Below are 19,437 nucleotides of genomic sequence, written 5' to 3' on the forward strand. Positions count from 1 at the left end.
CTATGAAGCCTGCAAGATCGACGCGAGAAGCCTTCCGCCACGGCTTTCATACGTTCCGCTCCGGGCTGTAAGCGAGCGGCCGGCATGGCTGCCGGCCGCCCGATCGGCTAGCTGATCTTCAGGCCTTTGGCGGCCTGGTAGGTCTGGACGTAACCGCGCGCCACCGAGCGCACGGCGCGGCCGATCTGCGAATAGGCTTCGTCATTGAGGTTGGCGAAGGAGACGCGTGCCGACCAGCTCGGCGCATCGAAACCCGAGCCGTTGAGCAGTACGATGCCGTGGTCCTCGGCAAGCCGGAAGGGAATGTCGAGCGGGTGGATGTTGTCCTTCACCCAGGTGACGACATCCTCGCCGACATATTTGCGCAGCCAGAACTCGAAGTCGATGATGCCGTAATAGTGGTCGAAATAGATGCCCGGATTGGACTCGACCCCCATGCCCTCGATCAGGTTCCAGAAGCGCTTGGTGCAGATGGCGATGCAGGCCTTCTGGTAAGCCTTCTCGACGTCCATCAGCTCGACCAGGCCGAAGAGCGTCATCATCACCTGCTGGGGCAACGACAGGCCGGCGGTGTGGTTCAGCGCCACGTCGCGGCTGTCGGCGACGATGCGGTCGATGAACTTCACCTCGCGCGGCTTCGGCGTCATCGCCTTGTAGCGTTTTTCGAGGAGCTTCTGGATCGGTTCGCCATGGGCCTTGATCTTCTCGTCGAAGATATTGTCCTCGGCGACGGCAATGACGCCGAGGCGCCAGCCGGTGCAGCCGAAGTACTTCGAATAGGAGTAGACGCCGATCGTGTTGCGCGGCAGATGCCCAAGCAGCGACTGGAAGCCCGGAACGAAGGTGCCGTAGACGTCGTCCGTCAGCACGATCAGGTCGGGGCGCTTCTTGTTGACGAGATCGACAAGGCGCTTGATCGAATCCGGATCCATCGCCACGGCGGACGGGTTGCCGGGGTTGACCAGGAACAACGCCTTCACCTTGGGGTTCTCCAGCGCCTTGATGTCTTCGTCGGTGAACTGGAACCGGTCCTCCTGCTCGGCGCTGACGTTGATGGTCTTGAGATCGTAGTCCTCCAGCTCCGGCATTTCGAGATAGGGCGTGAAGATCGGCGTTCCGAGCGCGATCGTGTCGCCGGCGTTAAGTAGGCGGGCGTTCTTCAGTCTGGGTAAAGGTCGAACTTTGCCTTCGGTCGGTGGCCGGCGCACATCGCCCACATCAGGTATTCGTGGGTGATGATCTCGTTGTGGTGCAGCGCCCGATCGGGAACCGGATAGTTGTCGCCGATGATCGAGTCCGTGAGCTCGTGCACGAAGGCGTCCGCATCGAAGCGGAAGGTGGTGATGGCGTAGTTGACGGCGTCGGAAAGCGTCTTTGCCGGCGGGATGCCTTCATCCTCTTCGTCCCAGTCGGCCGTGTTTTGCAGCAGCTTCTTCGTCCACTTTTCGAACCGCGCGTGGGCGCCGTCCTTCGGCGGCATGCCGGCCACACCGGCCTTCGGGTCGTAATAGGCGCGCTTGGCTTCCGTCAGCGCAAACTGGCCGAGCAGGAAGAAGGCCTCGCGAGCGCGTGTCGCCGTCCAGTTCGGGTTGCCGCGGCCGGCATTGAGGAAAGCCTTGGCGGATTTCTGTGAGCTCGACTTGGCGAGCTTGATCAGTTCGTCCTTGATTTCGAACGGGCTGAGATCGGAAAGGCTGTCGTAGAAATTTCTGTCCAACATGGTCCACACTCCCTGTGATCTATGCATTTTGAACGATGGTCGGCTTCGCCCGTTCGCCTCAGGCGAGCATGATGACGATGACGAGGCCGAAGATGGTCAGCAGCGTGTTTCCGATGGCGTAGGGCATGCCATCGTAGCCGAGGGCGGATTGCGGTGGTGACGTTTCGAAGTACTGACGTCAAATCTTCAGTCCGCGACAACGTCCCATTTGTCATCGGGATCGAAACGATCGATGAAGGGCACGATCTCTCCGGTGCTCTGCAGCTTCATCTGATTGGTTTGCCTGTTGCTCGTAGGAGCAGCGCGATGTTACCACGACTTCAAATCAGTTGAAGCGGGGAATTTCAATCCTAGGCCGAAATTCGGTTCCTTCGCGAACGCCACCTGAACGAACGGCGGTTATCAAGAACAAGCAGTGTAGGTGTGACGGGTCTGATGAGACGCGATGTTGCCGTTAACAGCGCTAAGCGTCGACGTCACTTTTGGGCTGACAGAACAGTGATCAACGAGCTCGCTCCTGTTTTGTTCACGTTCTGGGCTGCCAAGACCGCATAACGTATCGAGCGGAACTCTCAGCATTTAGTTCCGCGCATCGGCAGGGGTATGCAGAAAAGCCCCCGCCTTTTCTGCCGCTGCCCTCAGACGCTTGTCTCTGGTCCACAAGGCCGCTCGCGGATCAAGGAGAATTGAGGCCAACAAGTGGGCATCCGTGTAGCCAATGCTCATACTGAAAATGGCGTGGCGACCAATCATCGTCATGACTTCGTCGTGCGTTGCGACGAGCGCTTCGCGTTGAGCCGCCAGGAAAGCTATCACGCCACCCCGGTCGCGAAGGCTACCCAGTGCCAATTCACCAATCACGGCCGGATGGCAGAGGAGACGATCGTCCTCAATAATCCCACGCAACTCCGCATCGCCATGTCGAAAATGATCAATCCAGATGGAGGTGTCAGCAAGTATCACTTGGCCGCTGCTCTCCGGCGGCGAGGGGCTGCCTCCGCATCCGGCATAGTTCCTCCGAGCGCGATGAGGCGTTTTCCCGACTCAACACGAACAAGCGTCTCCAACGCTTGGCGGACCAGAGCGGCGGTTTCTTTCGTGCCGGTTAGGGATCTAGCCCTTTCCATGAGCGTGTCGTCTAGGTTGATAGTCGATCGCATCGTCTGGTTTTCTGATTCTGGTACTTACAAATAGCACCAATTGGTGATGAAATCTACGCCCAGCCCCCACTCTGATACCGCGTAGGACGTGCAAAGCCGGCAACGTGGGACATGTTTGTCGCGTGATGAGTGAGTGCCATCGTGCGTATAGCGATTGCGCACCCTAGCCCCCAAAACTGCAAGGGCCGCGGGTTCGCCCATCAAGGCGACATATTCCGGTCCAAAATTGTACTGTCATCAAACGGTAAATCGTCGATCGATCACGACCAAGTTCGCGCGCCATTTCTTTGATCGGCAGTTTTCGTTCGACAAAGTGGAAGAAGCGGGGTCGATCGGCCGGATTGAATAGGGTCGGTACATGCCAAAACCTCCAAGGGGAAACCATTGAAACCATTGGCATGTTGCATTTCAAATTAGAATGTACCTTCTGGGCTCGTAGGATCGCATAATGTATCGGGCCCTTATCAACCAAAGACAGCAACGGCTGATTTGACGATGATCCCACCATCCAGACTTCTGCGCAGCTGACGGCCGGTGGCGACGCGAAAGATTTGCAGCAATTGCAGCGCCGGCGGCACTCGCGACCACATGGTTTTCATCCGTACCCTGCCATTTCGGGTTTTCCGAACAGCCTGGCCCGTCACAATGCGCTGTGACCAGCGGAAACCGATGTCGTGGAAATACAGGTCGGCGTGCTGCGGGCTGATATGATGAAAGACACCGGCAATGGTGCGGCGGACGCGGGCATTGAAACCTTCGACCGAATTGACATGATCGGCGTCACGAACATATTCGCGGACAGATGAACGCGACGCGCCTCCACCGTAAAATTCACTCGTGTTCTGCCCATCAGGTCAATGGTTTTCATGGTTATACCCTTTCAGTGAAAAGGTATAACGCCATTGGGGGCTTTCGGAACATTGGTTCTCCAGCCTATGGCGTTAACGCCAGGGCGATAAGCCAAGCTGTCAAGGCGATCAGAAGCCAAATCCGAGCGTGCCTAAACCGTTGCCGTCTGGTCTCCTAAGTCGTCTATTTCGCACGAGAATGTCAGGTTGGCGGCGGAATCTATGCCAGTTGGCTCAGCAACCAGCTTCGGAACGTTTTAACGCGCGGGAGTTCGCTCTTGGCTGCGGACGTGACGAGATAGTAGGCTCCTGGTCCAGAAATTCGGTCACTGAATGGCGCAATCAGGTTGCCGGCGCGAATATCCTCTTCGATCAAAAAGGTTGGCAAGAGAGCGACGCCGAGACCCGCGATAGCTGCCTGGATGATCATGAAGAAATGCTCGATGCTTGGCCCCCACTGCAGGTCGTCGCGATGTGCGCCGACCGAGCGAAACCAGTGCTCCCAGCTGTTGGGTCGCGTCGAGTGACGGATCAGGCGATGAAAGCGCAGTGCCTCATAGCTGGTGATAGGATGTTTGCCCGCCATGAGCTTGGGACTGCAGACGACCTGTATCTCCTCGCTCATCAAAGGATCGATAATTGCATCCGTCCAATTGCCGTGGCCGAAGCGGATAGCGACATCGATCCGCTCCTTTGTGAAATCCAGTTCGCCATCACTGGAGACGATGTTCAGGTCTATCTCTGGATGCTGTTCCTGGAAGGTAGGTAGGCGTGGCAACAGCCAACGGGTGCCGAAGGTCGGCAACATGCCGATCGACAGGGTCCCCTTGCCCTCCTTCGACGAGATCAGCTCGACAGTGCCCGCCTCGATCAGATCGAGCGCGTCGCGCAGCAGTGTATTGTAGAAGCGCCCCTGATCAGTCAGTTCGATCCGGCGGCTTTGGCGCGTGAACAGCGCCACCTGCAGATATTCTTCAAGACTGCGAACGAGCCGGCTGGCGGCGCTCTGGGTGACGTTCAACTCCTCCGCGGCGCGGGTGAAGCTATTGTGTCGGGCGACGGCTTCAAACGTTCTTATAGCGTTGAGTGAAGGCAAAAGGCGGCCACGCACGATTTTACATTCCTTCAAGTCATGGAATTGCGATCTTTATGCGCCTTGCGGACTCCGGTCAAGAAGATAGCTTTTCTGCCAGAGCCGCCCGCAAGAGCATCGGCTACCCCATAGGCCAATCACCCAAAAGGCGTTCAGCATGATCCCTTTCCATATGGCATTCGCCATCGACGACAAGGAAGCCGCCCGTCACTTTTACGGCGAAATCATTGGCTGCAAGGTCGGCCGCGAAGCTGAAAACTGGATCGATTTCGATTTTTTCGGGCACCAGATTTCAGCGCATCTCAACAGAGATCCCAAGTCGACGGCAACGTCCAAGGTCGGCAATGACATGGTGCCGTTGCATCATTTTGGCGCGGTGCTTCCCTGGAACACCTGGAATGGTCTGATCGCGCGTTTACGCAAGGACGGCTACCCCTTTGTCATGGAGCCCAAAGTGCGCTTCCAGGACGAACCGAGCGAGCAGGGAACATTCTTTCTGAAGGACCCGGCTGGCAACGCCCTGGAGTTCAAGTCCTTCAAGAACCCCGACGCCATCTTTGAACACTGATATTTCCGGCCGCGGCGGCTGTGACTGAGATCGAGATACAAATGAATTCTTTTGAAATCGGCAGAGAGCTGACCGCGATCACGATGGGTATCGATGCGCTTGAACGCAGCATGCCCGCTCAGGGCAGCCTGCTCGGCGGCGACGGCCTTGTTCCTATCTATCTGGGCGATGGCCTAGTTGACGCCCGACACTACGATGACCGCGAAGCCATTCGCGCCGACCTCGCCCGGCTCGACCCGGAGGTCGCCGCCTTGCCCGCTGGACCACGCAGGGTCTTTCTGCAGGGCATGCTCAAGTCGGTGCGGGTTGCCGTAAAGATGCTGTCAGGCGCGAGCCCATCCTTCGAGGAAAAGGTTACCGATCTGGTCGGCGCGCCCGCCGGACGCGAGGACGCGGCGTTGATCGAGGATGCCCGTGCCAGGGCCGATGCGCTGCTGCGCAAGGCGGGATTCGTCCGGGGTTCGCTGGCTGAACGGGTCCAGAGTTGGGAGGAGGCGCGCGCCGTACCGATAGATCAGATCGAAACGGTGTTTCGGGATCTGATGGCCGAAGCGAAAGCGCGAACCGATAGCCTGGTCTTCGACACTGGGGACTACGACATGGTGCTCAATCCCGTGCGCGGCATGTTCTACACGGCGCGTTGTTCTTTCAACGAAGGGAAGATGGATCTCAATTTCGATTTGAGCTTCACGCGGGCCGCCCTCAAGCATCTTGTCTGCCATGAGGTCTATCCGGGCCATTCGACCCAATTGCTGTCCACCAAGGCAGCGTTCGATGCCGGCAAAGCGCCGGCCGATGCGCTGCTGATCACAACCGATGCGATCACCGGCTGCGTGCAGGAAGGCATCGGCGATCAGGGTATCCACCTCATCGATTTCATCGAGGACGAGGATGACGAAATTCATATGGAGCTTCGTCGCGTCCGCTCCGCCGCCCAGACGAGTGCAGCCTGGATGCTGATGGTCGAGGGGCTGCCGCGTGAGTACGTGGCGGGGTATCTGCGTAGTACCGCCATGGGGCAGGAAGCCTGGGTTCAAGGAAGGCTGCGCATGGCGGCCCACCCGTTCCGTGGACCGTTCATCGCATCCTATTGGGCCGGCAACGAAAGTGTTCGCCGCGTGCGCGAACGGGTCAGCAAGGACCAGTGGCCGTTGTTCCTGGAGGCGCTTTATAGCCATGCCAACAGCCCACAGAGCCTCGAAATGTTTCCGCAAACCGTAATTGAAAAGGGTTGATCCATGAAGATCACCATTCTCGGATCCGGCGCCATCGGCGGTCTTGCCGGAGCGTATATGACAAAGGCCGGGCACGAGGTGCTTCTGGTCGATCGTTGGGTCGAACATGTTGCTGCACTCGATGAGAAGGGCCTGTTCATCGACGGCGTACGCGGCGAGATGACCGTTCCCGTCAAGGCTGCGACGCCGGACCAACTGACGGGCGAACTCGGAACAGTGTTGATTGCGACCAAGTCGCAGCACGCTGTGGAGGCGCTGAAGCAGATCATTCCTCTACTCAACGCCGACAGCTGCGTTGTCTCCTTCCAGAACGGCTTCAACGAGCCGGACATGATCGCCGCGCTCAACGAGGCGGGATTGCCCGGGGAGAGGATCGTCATGGGATCGATCCCGAACTATGGCGGCGCGCTGGTCGATCCCGGTTATGTGGAATTCGTGCATGAGGGCCCTATCCAGCTCGGTGAGCTGAATGGCGAGATGACACCGCGCCTCAAGGCTCTTGGCAAAGCGTTGAGTGCTTTGACCGAGGTGCAATATTCAACCCACATCTGGGGTCAGATCTGGGCCAAGGAAGTCTATGCCTCGCAGGTGGTGTTCTCCGCCCTTGCTGACGCGAAAATCCGGGACACACTCGGCGTCGAGCGCTATGCGCGCATTGCCGGCGCAGTCGTCAAGGAAGCGCTGGAGATTGCCGATGCCAACGGCATCGATGTACAGGCCTTCGATTTCTTCGATCCGTCAAACTATCGGGTGAAGACGGCTGCGGATACCCAGAGGCTTCTGGCCAACATCAATCATGCCATCTGGCTGTTGAAGAAGGATCAGGACACCAAGCCCGCACACAACTTCAAGAAGAAGGGTTCGGGCATCTGGTGGGACATTGTCTATCGCAAACGCCCTTCGGAAACCCGCTCGTCCAGCGGCAAGCTCATCGACTTCGGCAAGAAGACGGGCGCCGACACAAGGCTGAATGAGAAACTGTTTTCGATGATCTACGAGATCGAGGACGGCAAGCGAGACCTTGGTTTCCACAATTTCGATGAACTCGAAGCTTATATTGCCTCAATCGGAAAGACCCTCCCATGACCACCAAGCTCGGCGTCGGACTGATCGGCGCACATACCTGGGCCGACAAGGCCCATCTCCCCGGTTACAATGCGCATGAGCGCGTCGACCTGATCGCGGTGTGCGACGTGGATGGCGACCGCGCCAAGGCGATGGCCGAAAAATACGGGGCGCGGAAAATCTATACCGACCCTGAAAAGCTCATCGCCGATCCGGACGTGCAGATGGTGGACGTCTGCACACCGACGCATACGCATCTGCCGCTGAGCCTCGCTGCCATCGCAGGCGGCAAGCATGTGCTCTCGGAAAAGCCGCTCCATACGCTTGCTGCTCCAGCGTTCGAGGCTGCTGCCAAGGCCGATGCGGCTGGTGTGCGCACCAAGCTCGGCTTTACCTTCCGCTATTCGCCGGCGATCCGCCAGATCAAGGCATGGATCGACGACGGCACGCTGGGCGAGATTTTTCATATCCACGGTTTCGAGCAGAACAGCCAATGGCTGGATCCCCACGAGCCACTGCGTCAGATCACGCCGGGTATCGATCGCAACTCGCTCATTCCGGCCTCTATCGTCGGATACGGTTCCCATCTTATCGATCTGATGCGTTGGTTGGGAGGCGAGTTCGCCTCAGTGGCCTCCACCATGAAGAATTTCATTCCCGAACGTATCGTACGGGGAGAAGAGGGGCTGCAGAAGATCAAGGTTGAAGACGGTGCTGTCGCACTTGTCGAATATGCGAGCGGTGCGCAGGGTCTGTTGCAGACGAGCTATGTCGCGGTCGGCAATTATCCCGGCGTGGAACTGCGCGTCTATGGTTCGAAAGGGGCGGCCATCGCCCGGTTGATCTCCGAGTTCGGCACGGCGGAGACGCTGAAGTTGGCTAAGGCAGAAGCCGTCGAGTTCATTCCCTACGATGTCGGCGCCTCGGCCCTACCGCCCGGCACCACGCTCAGTATGCCGTGGCCCGAGCTTTACTATCGCAACCTCGTGCGCTTCTTCGTCGATGAAATCCTCGAAGATCGGCCTCAGGAATGCACATTCTATGATGGCGCCAAGAGCCAGGAAATCGTGGACGCGATCATTCAGGCCCATTTTGAACGCCGCTGGGTTGATCTGCCGGGCAACGGCGCATGACGCAGTGTCGTTACGATCCGTCGGTGGTCGACGCCTTCCTTAGGCACCACTGGACCTATCACCCTGTGGATGCGACGTTCATGGGCAATAGGGACCATGACGACCGTATGCCGCCCTGTGGGCCGGAAACGCTGACTGAGGAATTGGCGGGTATCGCCTCTCTTGAGCGCCGGCTTGCCGACACGGCCGAACCTGAGGCCTTGGGCGATCGTCTGGACCGCAAAATGATCCTGGCGGAGCTCGCCTTGCAGAAGGCAGCCGCGACATCTCGTCCACGTTTTTCCAATCCGGCCTGGTTTTCCGGCGAGGCAGCTTTCGCGATTGTTTCCCTGCTACTTCCCCAGTCGGCGCCGGTCCGGCAGGATGGACTGATTGCCCGCCTCAATTCTCTGCCGGCATTCCTGACGTCAGCCCTGGAACGGCTGAAGGGAAAAACTGCTCCATTTGGGTGGACGGCGCGCGCCCGGCGCGAGGCGCGCGCGATGGCGGAATTCCTGCGTATTGAGATTCGACTGCACGACGAATTTTCCGCACAATGGGCCGCGCCCGCTGATACCGCAGCAGCCGCGTTCGACACCTTCGCATCTGGCCTCACGGATATTGTCGATGACGATCCGGCTTGCGGCGGAGACTATCTGTCGCTTTTGATGAATACGGTCCATGGCCTCGATTTCGGTCCGCGCGAAGCGGTGAAAAGGGCCGAAGAGGCCTTCGATCGAATCGGCGACGAACTGGTTGAAATGGCAAAGTCCATCGATCCGGAAAAAAGCTGGCAGGAATTGATTGCCGGCCTGTCCGACGATCATCCAGCCGACGCTGAAGCCGTAATCGAAAGCTATCGGCACCACGACGCCGCCGCGCGAAAAGATGGCGCAGCGCTGGTGACGCCGGCCCAGGAGTATGGGCTCGAGTACCGTTGGATGGCGCCGTGCTTCCGCAAGATCAATCAGTCCCTCTATTTCCTATTCTACAGATCTCCGCCCGGCCTCAACCCCGGTCAGGGCAGCGTCTATTGGGTGACGCCCCCAGGTGACGATTTCGACACCTTTCTGCGCGGAAGCAACACGGCCATGGTCAAGACGATCCACTCCGTGCATCATGGCAGCGTCGGCCACCACACGCAGAACACCCGCGCCCGCTCCGCCCAGTCGCACCTCGCACGCATTGCCGGTACCGATTGCGCTCTGGGGCTTGCGTTTCTCGGTTCCGGTACGCTGATTGAAGGATGGGCATGCTACGTTGAAGACCTTTTGATGGAAGCGCCGGACTTTTATGAACCGGCCGAAATCTTGCTCCTCAAGCAGTACGAGCGCAGAAACGCGGCGAGCGTCCTTGTCGATGTCAAATTGCATCTCGGGGACTGGAGCATGGCGGAGGCCATGGCCTTCTACCGCGACAAGGCGGGCTTCGCACCGGCTCGTGTCGAGGGCGAGGTGGTTCGTAATTCCATGCTGCCTGGCTCGCGGCTGATGTACTGGATCGGCGTCGAAGGCATCAAAACGCTGCGCGGCCGATGGAAAGGGGATACGATTGGCTTTCATGATGCGCTGCTGAGCTACGGCCATGTGCCGCTTGCGTGGATCGCTGAAGAGATGCAACGCGCGGGGCAATTGAACTGATGGCTGAACCCCTGCTGGAGATACGCAACCTCGTTACCGAATTTCGCACGGAGAGCGGCATCGTGCAGGCGGTCAAGGGCGTCGACCTGAAGATTGAGCAGGGGCAGACCGTTGCCGTCGTGGGCGAAAGCGGGTCGGGAAAATCCGTGACCAGCCTCTCTGTCATGCGGCTGATCCCGCCTGCGATCGGCGGCATCGCGTCTGGCGAAATTCTGTTCCGCGGGCGCGACGGCGTGGTGCGCGATCTGGCCCAACTGCCGGAAAAAACCATGCGCGGCGTTCGCGGCAACGAAATTTCGATGATCTTTCAGGAGCCGATGACCAGCCTCAACCCGACCCAAAAAGTCGGAACGCAGGTCGCTGAGGCGGCGCTACTGCATCAAGGACTGACCCGTTCGCAGGCATGGAAGCGGGCGATAGAGATGCTGATGCTGGTGGAAATTCCCGAACCGGCGCGACGGGCCGACATCTATCCGCACCAGATGTCCGGTGGCATGCGCCAGCGTGTGATGATCGCGATGGCGCTAGCTTGCAATCCGGCGCTGCTGATTGCGGACGAGCCCACCACGGCGCTGGATGTCACCGTTCAACTGCAGATTCTGGAGCTGATGCGCCGCCTGCAGCGAGAGATTGGCATGGGTATCCTGTTCATCACCCACAATCTGGGCGTCGTCGCCGAAATCGCCGATCGCGTCGCTGTCATGTATGGCGGACGCATTGTCGAAAGCGCCGACGTCAACGAATTGTTCGACCGGCCGAGCCACCCTTACACCAAAGGCCTGCTGGCCAGCATACCGCAGGTCGATCACGCGGCACGCGCGGCAGGGCAGGTTGCCCGCTTGAAAGCCATTCCCGGCAGTGTCGTCGACCCGCGCAATCCACCAACCGGCTGCGATTTCAATCCGCGCTGTCACTGGGCGCTCGATGCGTGCCGAGCCGCGGTCCCTCCGGTTTTCATGGTGAGCCCGGATCACGGCGCGCGCTGTCTGAGATGGAGCGAAATGAATGGCTGAAGCCCTGCTCCAGGTTTCCGATCTGAAAGTGCATTTCGAGATCGGCAAGTCGATGTTCAAACCGGGCGTCGTCATCCGCGCCGTCGATGGCGTCAGCTTCGAGGTCGCCAAAGGAGAGGTTGTCGGGCTGGTCGGAGAGTCTGGCTCCGGAAAGTCAACGCTCGGCCGTTCGATCCTGCGACTGGTCGAGCCGACCGGCGGTTCTGTCAGCTTCGATGGTGGCAACGTGACGGGTCTTGCGCCCGCACAGCTCAAAGCGCTGCGCAGTCAGATGCAGATCATTTTCCAGGACCCCTATGCCAGTCTCAATCCGCGCATGAGCGTGGGCCAGATCATTGGCGAGGCGCTTCTGCTCCACAACATCGGCACCCGGAAGGAGCGTCCGGACCGGGTCGGCGACCTGCTGGAAAAAGTCGGCTTGCCTCGTTCGGCGGCAGCACGGTTTCCGCATGAGTTTTCCGGAGGGCAACGTCAGCGTATCGGCATTGCGCGCGCGCTTGCCGTCAATCCGCAATTCATCGTCGCCGATGAACCGGTTTCCGCGCTTGACGTTTCGATCCAGGCGCAGATCATCAACCTGCTGCAGGATCTGAGGCAAGAGCTTGGGCTGTCGATCCTGTTTATCGGCCACGATCTGTCCGTCATCGAGTTTCTCTGCGATCGCGTCATCGTCATGTACCTCGGCAAGATCATGGAAACTGCGACGGCCGCAGATCTCTATGCTAAACCCCTCCACCCCTATACGCGTGCGTTGCTGGATGCGGCGCCGGTGCCGGATCCGCGCGTGCGCCGAAGCCGCATCACGCTGAAAGGTGACTTGCCCAGTCCGATCAACCCACCCTCCGGCTGCGTGTTTCGCACCCGATGTCCTTTCGCCATCGAAAAATGCGCTGGGGCCGTGCCGGCTCTGGAGGCGCGCGGTGATCGCCACTCGGTGGCCTGCCTTCGAGCGGACGAACTTAACTTGAGAGAATAGATCAGCCTTATTTTTCGCGCCGATCCTCCGGCTATTTTTAGCCAGCCTACCCCGTAATTGCTCAGGAAATTGGCAATTCGGGGTATTTTTTTGCCCATTGTCGCCCAAATTCATGCATGAGTTAAAATGCGGTCAAAGTGGATTTTTTCGGGCATTGCACGATGCCTTCATGACGCACCATGCTGTGGCCCATGAAACGGATATTTATCGCCTCTCGCGGCAACCCTGAGCACATGGCAACCCTGTTTCGGAAAGAGCTTCCGAGCCACGTCGTCACGACCGAACAACCCAAGACGGACGACGGTCCCGTGCCCTATATCGTCGTCGGACGACCCCTGCCGGGCGTCATTGCTGCGGTGCCGGGGCTTGAGCTGGTGTTAAGCCTCAATGCCGGGATCGAACACCTGCTGGCCAGCGGCGAAGTGCCCGGGCATCTGCCAATCGTTCGCCTGGTCGATGATGGCCTTGCCGAGGGCATGTGCGAATGGGTTTTGGCGCAGGCGCTGGCATGGCATCGCAATTTGTTGGTCTACAAGGATCTTCAGGCAAAGGGCGAATGGGCACCCTGCGCGGAGAAACTGGCCCGCGAGCGCACGGTGACGATCCTGGGCGCGGGCGCACTTGGTTCCGAGGTTGCCCGGCATTTCGTTCGTTTCGGCTTCAAGACCCGTAGCTGGAGCCGGTCCGGCCGGGCGATCGAGGGAGCGCAGAGCTTCGCCGGCCGCGAAAAACTCATGGATGCGGTCAGCGGCGCCGATATTCTCGTCAATCTCCTGCCGATGACCGCTGAAACCGCCGATGTTGTGGATGCAAAGGTGCTGGCGGCGTTGGCCAAGGGCGCGTTCTTCATCAACGGTGCCCGTGGTGGCCACGTCGTGGATGCGGACCTGATCGGAGCCCTTGACGGGGGACATATCAGCGGCGCGGCTCTCGATGTTTTCCGCATCGAGCCGCTGCCAGCTGAAGACACGCTGTGGCGGCATCCGAAAGTCCTGCTCTCGCCGCACGTCGCCGCTCCCACGCATGCAGATGCTGCCGTGAAGGAGATGGCCGAAAACATCCGACGCTTCGAACGCGGTGAAAAATTGCCACACATTGTCGATCGCACGCTGGGCTACTGAAAACTTAACGACCGGCCGATCTAACACGGCCGGCGAATAGGGAACGCCCGCAAGGGCAAAAGAGAGGACGATGCCATGACATTTGAACTGACCCGACGCGCAGCACTTCAGGCGATACTTGCTGGTACTGCGACCCTTGCCACGATGCATGCGTTTCCGGCCTTCGCGCAGCAGAAGGGCGGTACGTTGACGGTGGGCCTGGCCTACGAGATCGACACGATGAACGTGTACTCGACCGGCTTTCTGGGGGATGCACAGGCGGCCGTCGTCGAGGGACTTCTCGCGCCGGATCAGCATGCGAAATATGTGCCGGTGCTCGCAACCGAAGTGCCGACCATCGAGAATGGCGGCATTGTCGTGGCGGCCGACGGCAAGACGATGACGGTGACCTACAAGCTCCGTCCCGGTGTGAAGTGGCACGACGGCAAACCCTTTACGTCAGCCGACGTGAAATACACCTGGGAAGCGGTCAAGGACCCGGCGTTCAAAGCTGAATCCAAGGACGGTTCCGCCGAGGTGGCCAGCATCGAAACCCCGGACGACCTGACCGTCGTGGTTCACTACAACTCCATACTGCCGACCTTTGCCTCCACTCTCTTCACCTTCGGCATCTTCCCCAAGCACCTGCTGGAAGGCACCGATCTCAACACGTCCTCCTACAACGAAACTCCTGTGGGCACCGGCCCGTTCAAGGTGACGGAGTTCGTGCGCGGCCAGTACGTGGTGACCGAGCGTTTCGATGACTATTGGGCAAAGAGCGAGAAGGGTGATGCGCTGCCTTATCTCGACAAGATCATTTTCAAGATGATCCCGGACACCAACACGCTGATTACCCAGCTGAAATCCGGCGAAGTCAACCTGGTCGTATCGACACCCTACAGCCAGGCCAAGCAGGTCGAGGGCATTTCCGGCATCGAAATGGTCAAGGGGCCGCTCTTGTCCTGGCAGCATCTCGATTTCAATTTCAAGCGCCCGTCGCTGGCCGACATCAATGTTCGCAAGGCCATCGCGGCTGCTATCGACCGCACCGTGCTAAGCAAGGCGCAGGGCGGCTTCCCGGAACCGATCAAATCGCCGGTGGTGCCGGTGTTCGAATTCTATGATCCGAACACGCCGGAAATTGCCTACAATGTCGCAGCCGCCAACAAGATCCTCGATGAGGCGGGCTATGCTCCGGGCTCCGACGGCGTGCGCGAAAAGAACGGCGAGCGATTGTCCTATGCCTTCATGGTCCAGGCGGGCCGGGCGGACGACGAGCTGGCCCAACAGGTGATCATCGCCCAGCTCAAGGCGATTGGCATTGAAGCCGTTGCCAACAACCAGACCGGCGTCGCCTATCGCGAAGCGCGCTACAAAGGTGGCTACGACCTGATCTACGGTCGCTGGATCACCTCTGCCGATCCGGTCTACTCGGTGTTCTGGGGCACCGGCGGTGCCAACAACGGCCAGTCCTATTCCAACCCCGCTCTCGATGCGGCCCTGTCGAAATTCGAAACGACGCTGGACCCCGCCGCCCGCAAGCAGGCTGCGGCGGAATTCCAGAAAATTCTGGCCGAGGACCTGCCTTCGATCCCCTTGACCACCAACGTCGCCTTGATTGCCAAGACCGCGGCGCTCAAGAACTTCGTGCCGAACCCGACGAACATGACCAATTTCGTGCATACGGCCGAATGGTACATGGGCTAACGTGAACGGAGGCGCCCGGTCTCAATGGCCGGACGCCTCGTTCCTTTTGACCAGGAGACGGCATGAATTTCGGTTACATTTTACGCCGTCTGCTCGGCGCCATCCCGCTGCTCCTCGGCATTTCGCTGATTTTGTTTGCTATCGTGCATCTGGCCCCCGGCGGCCCGCTCGACATGTACGCCGAGAATCCCGCTGTCAGCAAAGAGGCGCTGCAACAGATCGCGGTCGCCTACGGCCTCGACAAGCCCGCGCCTGTGCAATACGTCATGTGGCTGAAATCGATGCTGGTTGGCGACTGGGGCTACTCCATCCGCACCGGACGTCCCGTCCTGACCGAAATTGTCCTGCGGCTGGGGCCAACCCTCGAACTTGGCGGTCTCGCCCTTCTGATTTCGCTGTTGCTCGCCGTCCCTCTTGGAATCATCAGTGCTGCCCGGCGCGGCTCGAAGCTCGACAGCGGGCTGACGATGCTGTCGTTTGCCGGCATTTCCACCCCGGTCTTCTGGTTGGCGCTGCTGCTTCAGCTTCTCTTCTCCGTGCAACTCGGCTGGCTCCCGTCTGCCGGCTACAAGTCAATCGGTGATGGCTCGTTCCTCGATCGGCTCGCCCATATCATTATGCCGGCCACCGTGCTGTCGCTTGCGACCATCGCCAGTTGGAGCCGGTTCATCCGCTCCGGCATGATCGACGTGCTCAACCAGGATTACATCCGCACCGCCTATGCGAAGGGGCGTTCCGAGCGGGGCGTCATCATCCTGCACGCATTGCGCAACGCGATGATCCCGGCCGTCACCGTCATCGCGGTGGACTTCGCCACCGTCATTTCAGGCGCCGTCATCACCGAAACGGTGTTTGCATGGCCGGGCATCGGACGTCTGTTCATGGAAAGCATGGATGGTCGCGACTATCCCATGCTGATGGGCCTAATGATGATGGGGTCTGTCGGCATTGTCGTGGCCAATATCATCGCCGATGTGACCTATGCCGCTCTCGACCCAAGGATTCGCTATGGTTGACGCAACGATGCAACTGGCTCACTTGGCGCCGCCGCAGAGCTACAGCCGCCGCGTTGTCAGGCGCTTTCTTAAACATCGGCTGGCGGTCGCCAGTCTCGCCTTTCTGTTGTTGATGACGATTGTTATTGTCATTGGGCCATTCCTGTCGCCCTACAGTTTTGATGGTCAGGATTTCACCTTGATCGGTTCACCCGGCCCGATGACTGCAGAGCACTGGCTTGGAACCGATGAACTCGGTCGCGATGTCATGACCCGCTTAATATACGGAGGGCGGGTTTCCCTTGCTGTCGGCCTTGCTGGCGCGATTATCGCAACCATCGCAGGCACGCTGGTTGGTGCACTATCGGGCTTCTATCGCGGTTTGTCCGATATGCTGCTAATGCGGTTTACGGATGTGATGCTGTCGATCCCGACGCTGCCGCTTGTCCTGCTGCTCTCAGGGCTTTTCCGCCCGAACCCGCCTCTGCTTGTGGCTATCGTCGGCATGCTGATCTGGATGGGAACTGCACGACTGGTGCGCAGCCAGTTCCTCGCGTTGCGCGAACGCGAATTCGTAGAGGCCGCCCGCGCACTTGGGGCAGGGGGTGCACGGCTGATGTTCCGGCATATCTTACCCAATGCCATCGGCCCGATCACCGTGGCGGCAACGCTTGCCGTTGGAAGCGCCATCATGCTTGAATCGGCGCTCTCGTTTCTGGGCTTTGGCATTCAGCCACCAGTTCCCACATGGGGAAACTTGCTGAACAGTGCATCACCCTGGCTCAGTGTTGCGCCATGGCTTGCTATACCGCCCGGCCTGCTAATTCTCTGCACCGTGCTGGCCGTCAATTTCCTTGGCGACGGTTTGCGCGACGCAATGGAACCGAAAGAGTGATTTCCCAGCTGATTTCTGTTTGACGTTTTCTCCAACAAGCATTTGCTGGCGGGTATTGGGCAGCCCCGGCCAGAAGGGCCGGTATACGCCCTTCCCGACCGAGAAGGCTTCAAGGCCGCGGCTGGCGACCGATGAGTCTTGTCTGGGCGCACTATGCGCTTGACGATCGAGACGCGATCTTCAGCTACATTGAAAGTGAAAACCCGAAAGCGTCAGTGTACGTCTACGAGGAGATTGCGCGTGCAGTTCGGCGTCTCCTCGACTTTCCCGGAAAGCGGCCGCCCGGATCGAATTGAGGGAACGCGGGAGTTGGTAATTCCGCGCACACCCTGCATCGCCGTATACACGTTGACAGTCGACCGCGGTAAACTTGCGGAATGACTGCATCGGAACTATATTGCAGTCATTGAAGGCGACTGCGAGGGTCTGACTATGGCTATCCTGACAGTACGAAATGTACCTGATGAAGTGCACCGCGCTTTGCGCGTCCGGGCGGCAAATCACGGCCGTAGCACAGAGGCGGAAGTCCGCGAGATTCTGGAACGTGCGGTAAAGCCCGAACAGCGTATTCGCATCGGGGATGCCTTGGCTGAGTTGAGCGGGCGGATTGGCTTGACCAATGATGATTTTGAAGTGTTCGACCAGATGCGAGACAAAGCGCCGGCAGAGCCAATGAGGTTTGAATGATCGTCCTGGACACGAATGTCGTCTCGGAGGCGATGAAGCCCGCCCCGGATTTGGCTGTGCGCAATTGGTTGAATGACCAGGTAGCCGAAACCTTGTATCTGTCCAGTGTAACGCTGGCGGAACTGCTGTTTGGCATCGCTGCGCTCCCGGAGGGCCGGCGCAAAAAAGCGTTGGCCGGCACGCTTGATGGCCTGCTCGAACTGTTCGACGATCGCGTGTTGTCATTCGACACTGCGGCGGCTCGGCACTATGCCGGCCTTGCGGCCACCGCGCGAGCAGGGGGGAAGGGATTCCCGACACCTGATGGATATATTGCGGCTATTGCAGCCTCCAAGGGATTTACAATCGCGACACGCGATACAAGCCCCTTTGAGGCGGCAGGAGTCCCTGTCGTCAATCCTTGGAACCACCTATAGACTCGCCATGGGGGGCTCTCGGGTTCAAATGGGTTCAAGGCGAGGGATAGCCCGTGTGCTGCCGACTTACGGTCGTCGAGTGGAGAGTTTGCGTCGCTTCCAATGATCTGAACGTCCGAGGAGCCAAGGAGCGCACCTCGGCCAGAGTGACCCGAGCGTCTCAATTGCGGCCGGAAGCTGACTGTCAGCTGCCGAGACGCGGAGGCCTGGGATCAGCCCATGCCCAACGCTCTCGGAATGCTGTGATGACCGCCCGCCGCACACGACCTATGGCACGTGTTGCATTATGATTTGCGTGTGCAGCATCGGCGCCTCGCTGCCGAAATAGGTCTCCAGCAGCGGCAGGAAATCCTCCGAAAGGTAGAAGTCTGTCAGCGCGCGGTCTGCCAGCAGGCGGAAGTCGGCGTCGTTGCGACGCAACGCGATCGCATAGGGTTCATGCGTGATCAGGCGATCGCCGACCTCGAGCGAGGATGGATCGCGCGCCCGCTTGGCCAGGTTGATGAGCAGCACCTGATCGGCGATGTAGGCATCGATCCTGTGGTCCTCCAGCGCCTTGAGCCCGTCCTCATGCGTGTTGAAATCGGCAAGCTTTGTCTTCGATTCTTGGATTGCGAGTGCCTCGCGAAGCGTCCCTGCCGTCGTCGTGTTTGCGCGCATACCGATGACGTTTGTGGCAACGCGCTCGCTGACGGCGTGAACGGCCGGCCCGTTGAGAAAGAGCGCCTGCAGGTAGCTGGGCGAATCCTTGCGCAGCAGCGCGCTCGCCCCGGTGAGGAAGATCGGTTGTGAGGAATCGACGATTTCCCGCCTCTTCAAATTCACAGTGATGGAACCGCAAAGCAAGTCGATATCTTCATTCTCTACTGCATCGAAGCCGCCGGCGAGCGTCACCTCAACAAATTCTCGTTTTAGTTGCGGAATTTGATCTTCGATCTCGTCAGCAATCTTGCGGCACAGGTCGATGGCATATCCCACCGGTTCGGCCCCTGGCTGGCGGGTGGAAAATGGTGCTTGATCGGAGATGCGCACGGTTCCGCTCTCCATAATGGAGTTTAGCGTTGCGGCGGCGGACGCCAAAGCCGAAAAGCAAAGGGCGAGGCTCACGAACAGAAACCGCCTCATGCGCTTGGCCATACTTGTCTGAGGGGCACCTGCATGATCCCTATCTCCGGAAAACGGTGTCGATCTCAAAGGCGTTGACCCA

The 19,437-nt window shown here is 59.2% G+C and carries 17 protein-coding genes and 4 pseudogenes; 14 read left to right on the forward strand and 7 right to left on the reverse strand.

Going from position 1 to position 19,437, the window contains the following annotated elements; translation table 11 throughout:
- Nucleotides 1-107 precede the first annotated feature (107 nt).
- From IB279_RS26100 to gcvA, 6 genes and pseudogenes are all read right to left on the reverse strand, one after another.
- Nucleotides 108-1,720 (reverse strand): annotated as a pseudogene (locus IB279_RS26100) (bifunctional aspartate transaminase/aspartate 4-decarboxylase).
- Between the two features lie 579 nt (nucleotides 1,721-2,299).
- Nucleotides 2,300-2,683 carry a type II toxin-antitoxin system VapC family toxin gene (locus tag IB279_RS26105; RefSeq protein WP_113188395.1) on the reverse strand — a complete coding sequence of 128 codons (384 nt, stop codon included), beginning with the start codon at nucleotides 2,681-2,683 and terminating at the stop codon, nucleotides 2,300-2,302.
- Nucleotides 2,680-2,880, reverse strand: a complete 201-nt coding sequence (locus IB279_RS26110; protein ID WP_112977447.1) for a type II toxin-antitoxin system VapB family antitoxin — start codon at nucleotides 2,878-2,880, stop codon at nucleotides 2,680-2,682. The genes IB279_RS26105 and IB279_RS26110 overlap by 4 nt, the downstream gene beginning before the upstream one ends.
- A gap of 241 nt (nucleotides 2,881-3,121) precedes the next feature.
- A pseudogene (locus tag IB279_RS38195) lies at nucleotides 3,122-3,265 on the reverse strand (helix-turn-helix domain-containing protein); the annotation flags it as partial.
- A 79-nt stretch (nucleotides 3,266-3,344) separates the two neighbouring features.
- Nucleotides 3,345-3,689 (reverse strand): annotated as a pseudogene (locus IB279_RS26115) (transposase); the annotation flags it as partial.
- Between the two features lie 259 nt (nucleotides 3,690-3,948).
- Nucleotides 3,949-4,839 (reverse strand): transcriptional regulator GcvA, encoded by an 891-nt coding sequence (gene gcvA, locus IB279_RS26120; RefSeq protein WP_162253364.1) that lies wholly within the window; start codon nucleotides 4,837-4,839, stop codon nucleotides 3,949-3,951.
- Between the two features lie 139 nt (nucleotides 4,840-4,978).
- Here gcvA and IB279_RS26125 point away from each other — a divergent pair, with 139 nt between their 5' ends.
- From IB279_RS26125 to IB279_RS26190, 14 genes and pseudogenes are all read left to right on the forward strand, one after another.
- Complete coding sequence (locus IB279_RS26125; RefSeq protein WP_060529958.1) at nucleotides 4,979-5,389, forward strand: VOC family protein; 411 nt, start codon at nucleotides 4,979-4,981, stop codon at nucleotides 5,387-5,389.
- Nucleotides 5,390-5,409: 20 nt separating this feature from the next.
- A complete protein-coding gene (locus IB279_RS26130) occupies nucleotides 5,410-6,624 on the forward strand; it encodes a hypothetical protein (protein WP_210338711.1) in 1,215 nt (404 codons plus the stop codon).
- Nucleotides 6,625-6,627: 3 nt separating this feature from the next.
- Nucleotides 6,628-7,710 carry a ketopantoate reductase family protein gene (locus IB279_RS26135; protein ID WP_060529956.1) on the forward strand — a complete coding sequence of 361 codons (1,083 nt, stop codon included), beginning with the start codon at nucleotides 6,628-6,630 and terminating at the stop codon, nucleotides 7,708-7,710.
- Complete coding sequence (locus IB279_RS26140) at nucleotides 7,707-8,822, forward strand: Gfo/Idh/MocA family protein (RefSeq protein ID WP_113188396.1); 1,116 nt, start codon at nucleotides 7,707-7,709, stop codon at nucleotides 8,820-8,822. Before IB279_RS26135 ends, IB279_RS26140 begins: the two co-directional genes overlap by 4 nt.
- Before the next feature lie 23 nt (nucleotides 8,823-8,845).
- Nucleotides 8,846-10,441 (forward strand): DUF885 family protein, encoded by a 1,596-nt coding sequence (locus IB279_RS26145; protein ID WP_210338712.1) that lies wholly within the window; start codon nucleotides 8,846-8,848, stop codon nucleotides 10,439-10,441.
- A complete protein-coding gene (locus IB279_RS26150) occupies nucleotides 10,438-11,454 on the forward strand; it encodes an ABC transporter ATP-binding protein (RefSeq protein ID WP_210338719.1) in 1,017 nt (338 codons plus the stop codon). Before IB279_RS26145 ends, IB279_RS26150 begins: the two co-directional genes overlap by 4 nt.
- Complete coding sequence (locus IB279_RS26155) at nucleotides 11,447-12,430, forward strand: ABC transporter ATP-binding protein (RefSeq protein ID WP_090297796.1); 984 nt, start codon at nucleotides 11,447-11,449, stop codon at nucleotides 12,428-12,430. The genes IB279_RS26150 and IB279_RS26155 overlap by 8 nt, the downstream gene beginning before the upstream one ends.
- 179 nt (nucleotides 12,431-12,609) lie before the next feature.
- On the forward strand, nucleotides 12,610-13,551 hold the full coding sequence (locus IB279_RS26160; protein WP_113188400.1) for a glyoxylate/hydroxypyruvate reductase A: 942 nt from the start codon (nucleotides 12,610-12,612) through the stop codon (nucleotides 13,549-13,551).
- A gap of 75 nt (nucleotides 13,552-13,626) precedes the next feature.
- Nucleotides 13,627-15,237, forward strand: coding sequence for a peptide ABC transporter substrate-binding protein (locus IB279_RS26165; protein ID WP_113188401.1), 1,611 nt, complete (start codon nucleotides 13,627-13,629; stop codon nucleotides 15,235-15,237).
- A 62-nt stretch (nucleotides 15,238-15,299) separates the two neighbouring features.
- Nucleotides 15,300-16,253 (forward strand): ABC transporter permease, encoded by a 954-nt coding sequence (locus IB279_RS26170; protein WP_060529949.1) that lies wholly within the window; start codon nucleotides 15,300-15,302, stop codon nucleotides 16,251-16,253.
- Complete coding sequence (locus IB279_RS26175; protein WP_060529948.1) at nucleotides 16,246-17,127, forward strand: ABC transporter permease; 882 nt, start codon at nucleotides 16,246-16,248, stop codon at nucleotides 17,125-17,127. Before IB279_RS26170 ends, IB279_RS26175 begins: the two co-directional genes overlap by 8 nt.
- Before the next feature lie 131 nt (nucleotides 17,128-17,258).
- Nucleotides 17,259-17,508: pseudogene (locus IB279_RS26180) on the forward strand (type II toxin-antitoxin system RelE/ParE family toxin).
- 51 nt (nucleotides 17,509-17,559) lie between these two features.
- Nucleotides 17,560-17,814, forward strand: coding sequence for a hypothetical protein (locus IB279_RS26185; RefSeq protein WP_060529947.1), 255 nt, complete (start codon nucleotides 17,560-17,562; stop codon nucleotides 17,812-17,814).
- Nucleotides 17,811-18,230, forward strand: a complete 420-nt coding sequence (locus tag IB279_RS26190) for a type II toxin-antitoxin system VapC family toxin (protein WP_192339967.1) — start codon at nucleotides 17,811-17,813, stop codon at nucleotides 18,228-18,230. The genes IB279_RS26185 and IB279_RS26190 overlap by 4 nt, the downstream gene beginning before the upstream one ends.
- A 267-nt stretch (nucleotides 18,231-18,497) precedes the next feature.
- On the opposite strand, the gene IB279_RS26195 is transcribed toward IB279_RS26190, so the two are convergent.
- Complete coding sequence (locus IB279_RS26195; RefSeq protein ID WP_192339969.1) at nucleotides 18,498-19,367, reverse strand: amino acid ABC transporter substrate-binding protein; 870 nt, start codon at nucleotides 19,365-19,367, stop codon at nucleotides 18,498-18,500.
- Nucleotides 19,368-19,437: the final 70 nt, after the last annotated feature.

It is taken from the genome of Ensifer sp. ENS06 (genome assembly GCF_014852205.1).
Lineage (GTDB): Bacteria > Pseudomonadota > Alphaproteobacteria > Rhizobiales > Rhizobiaceae > Ensifer > Ensifer adhaerens.

Excerpts from the sequence above, each read along its gene's own strand:
- IB279_RS26140 (WP_113188396.1), top strand. The coding sequence starts at position 7,707 with ATGACCACCAAGCTCGGCGTCGGACTGATCGGCGCACATACCTGGGCC.
- IB279_RS26165 (WP_113188401.1), top strand. The coding sequence starts at position 13,627 with ATGACATTTGAACTGACCCGACGCGCAGCACTTCAGGCGATACTTGCT.
- IB279_RS26160 (WP_113188400.1), top strand. The coding sequence starts at position 12,610 with ATGCTGTGGCCCATGAAACGGATATTTATCGCCTCTCGCGGCAACCCT.
- IB279_RS26190 (WP_192339967.1), top strand. The coding sequence starts at position 17,811 with ATGATCGTCCTGGACACGAATGTCGTCTCGGAGGCGATGAAGCCCGCC.
- IB279_RS26135 (WP_060529956.1), top strand. The coding sequence starts at position 6,628 with ATGAAGATCACCATTCTCGGATCCGGCGCCATCGGCGGTCTTGCCGGA.
- IB279_RS26155 (WP_090297796.1), top strand. The coding sequence starts at position 11,447 with ATGGCTGAAGCCCTGCTCCAGGTTTCCGATCTGAAAGTGCATTTCGAG.
- IB279_RS26170 (WP_060529949.1), top strand. The coding sequence starts at position 15,300 with ATGAATTTCGGTTACATTTTACGCCGTCTGCTCGGCGCCATCCCGCTG.
- IB279_RS26110 (WP_112977447.1), bottom strand. The coding sequence starts at position 2,880 with ATGCGATCGACTATCAACCTAGACGACACGCTCATGGAAAGGGCTAGA.
- IB279_RS26195 (WP_192339969.1), bottom strand. The coding sequence starts at position 19,367 with ATGGCCAAGCGCATGAGGCGGTTTCTGTTCGTGAGCCTCGCCCTTTGC.
- IB279_RS26185 (WP_060529947.1), top strand. The coding sequence starts at position 17,560 with ATGGCTATCCTGACAGTACGAAATGTACCTGATGAAGTGCACCGCGCT.
- IB279_RS26125 (WP_060529958.1), top strand. The coding sequence starts at position 4,979 with ATGATCCCTTTCCATATGGCATTCGCCATCGACGACAAGGAAGCCGCC.
- IB279_RS26175 (WP_060529948.1), top strand. The coding sequence starts at position 16,246 with ATGGTTGACGCAACGATGCAACTGGCTCACTTGGCGCCGCCGCAGAGC.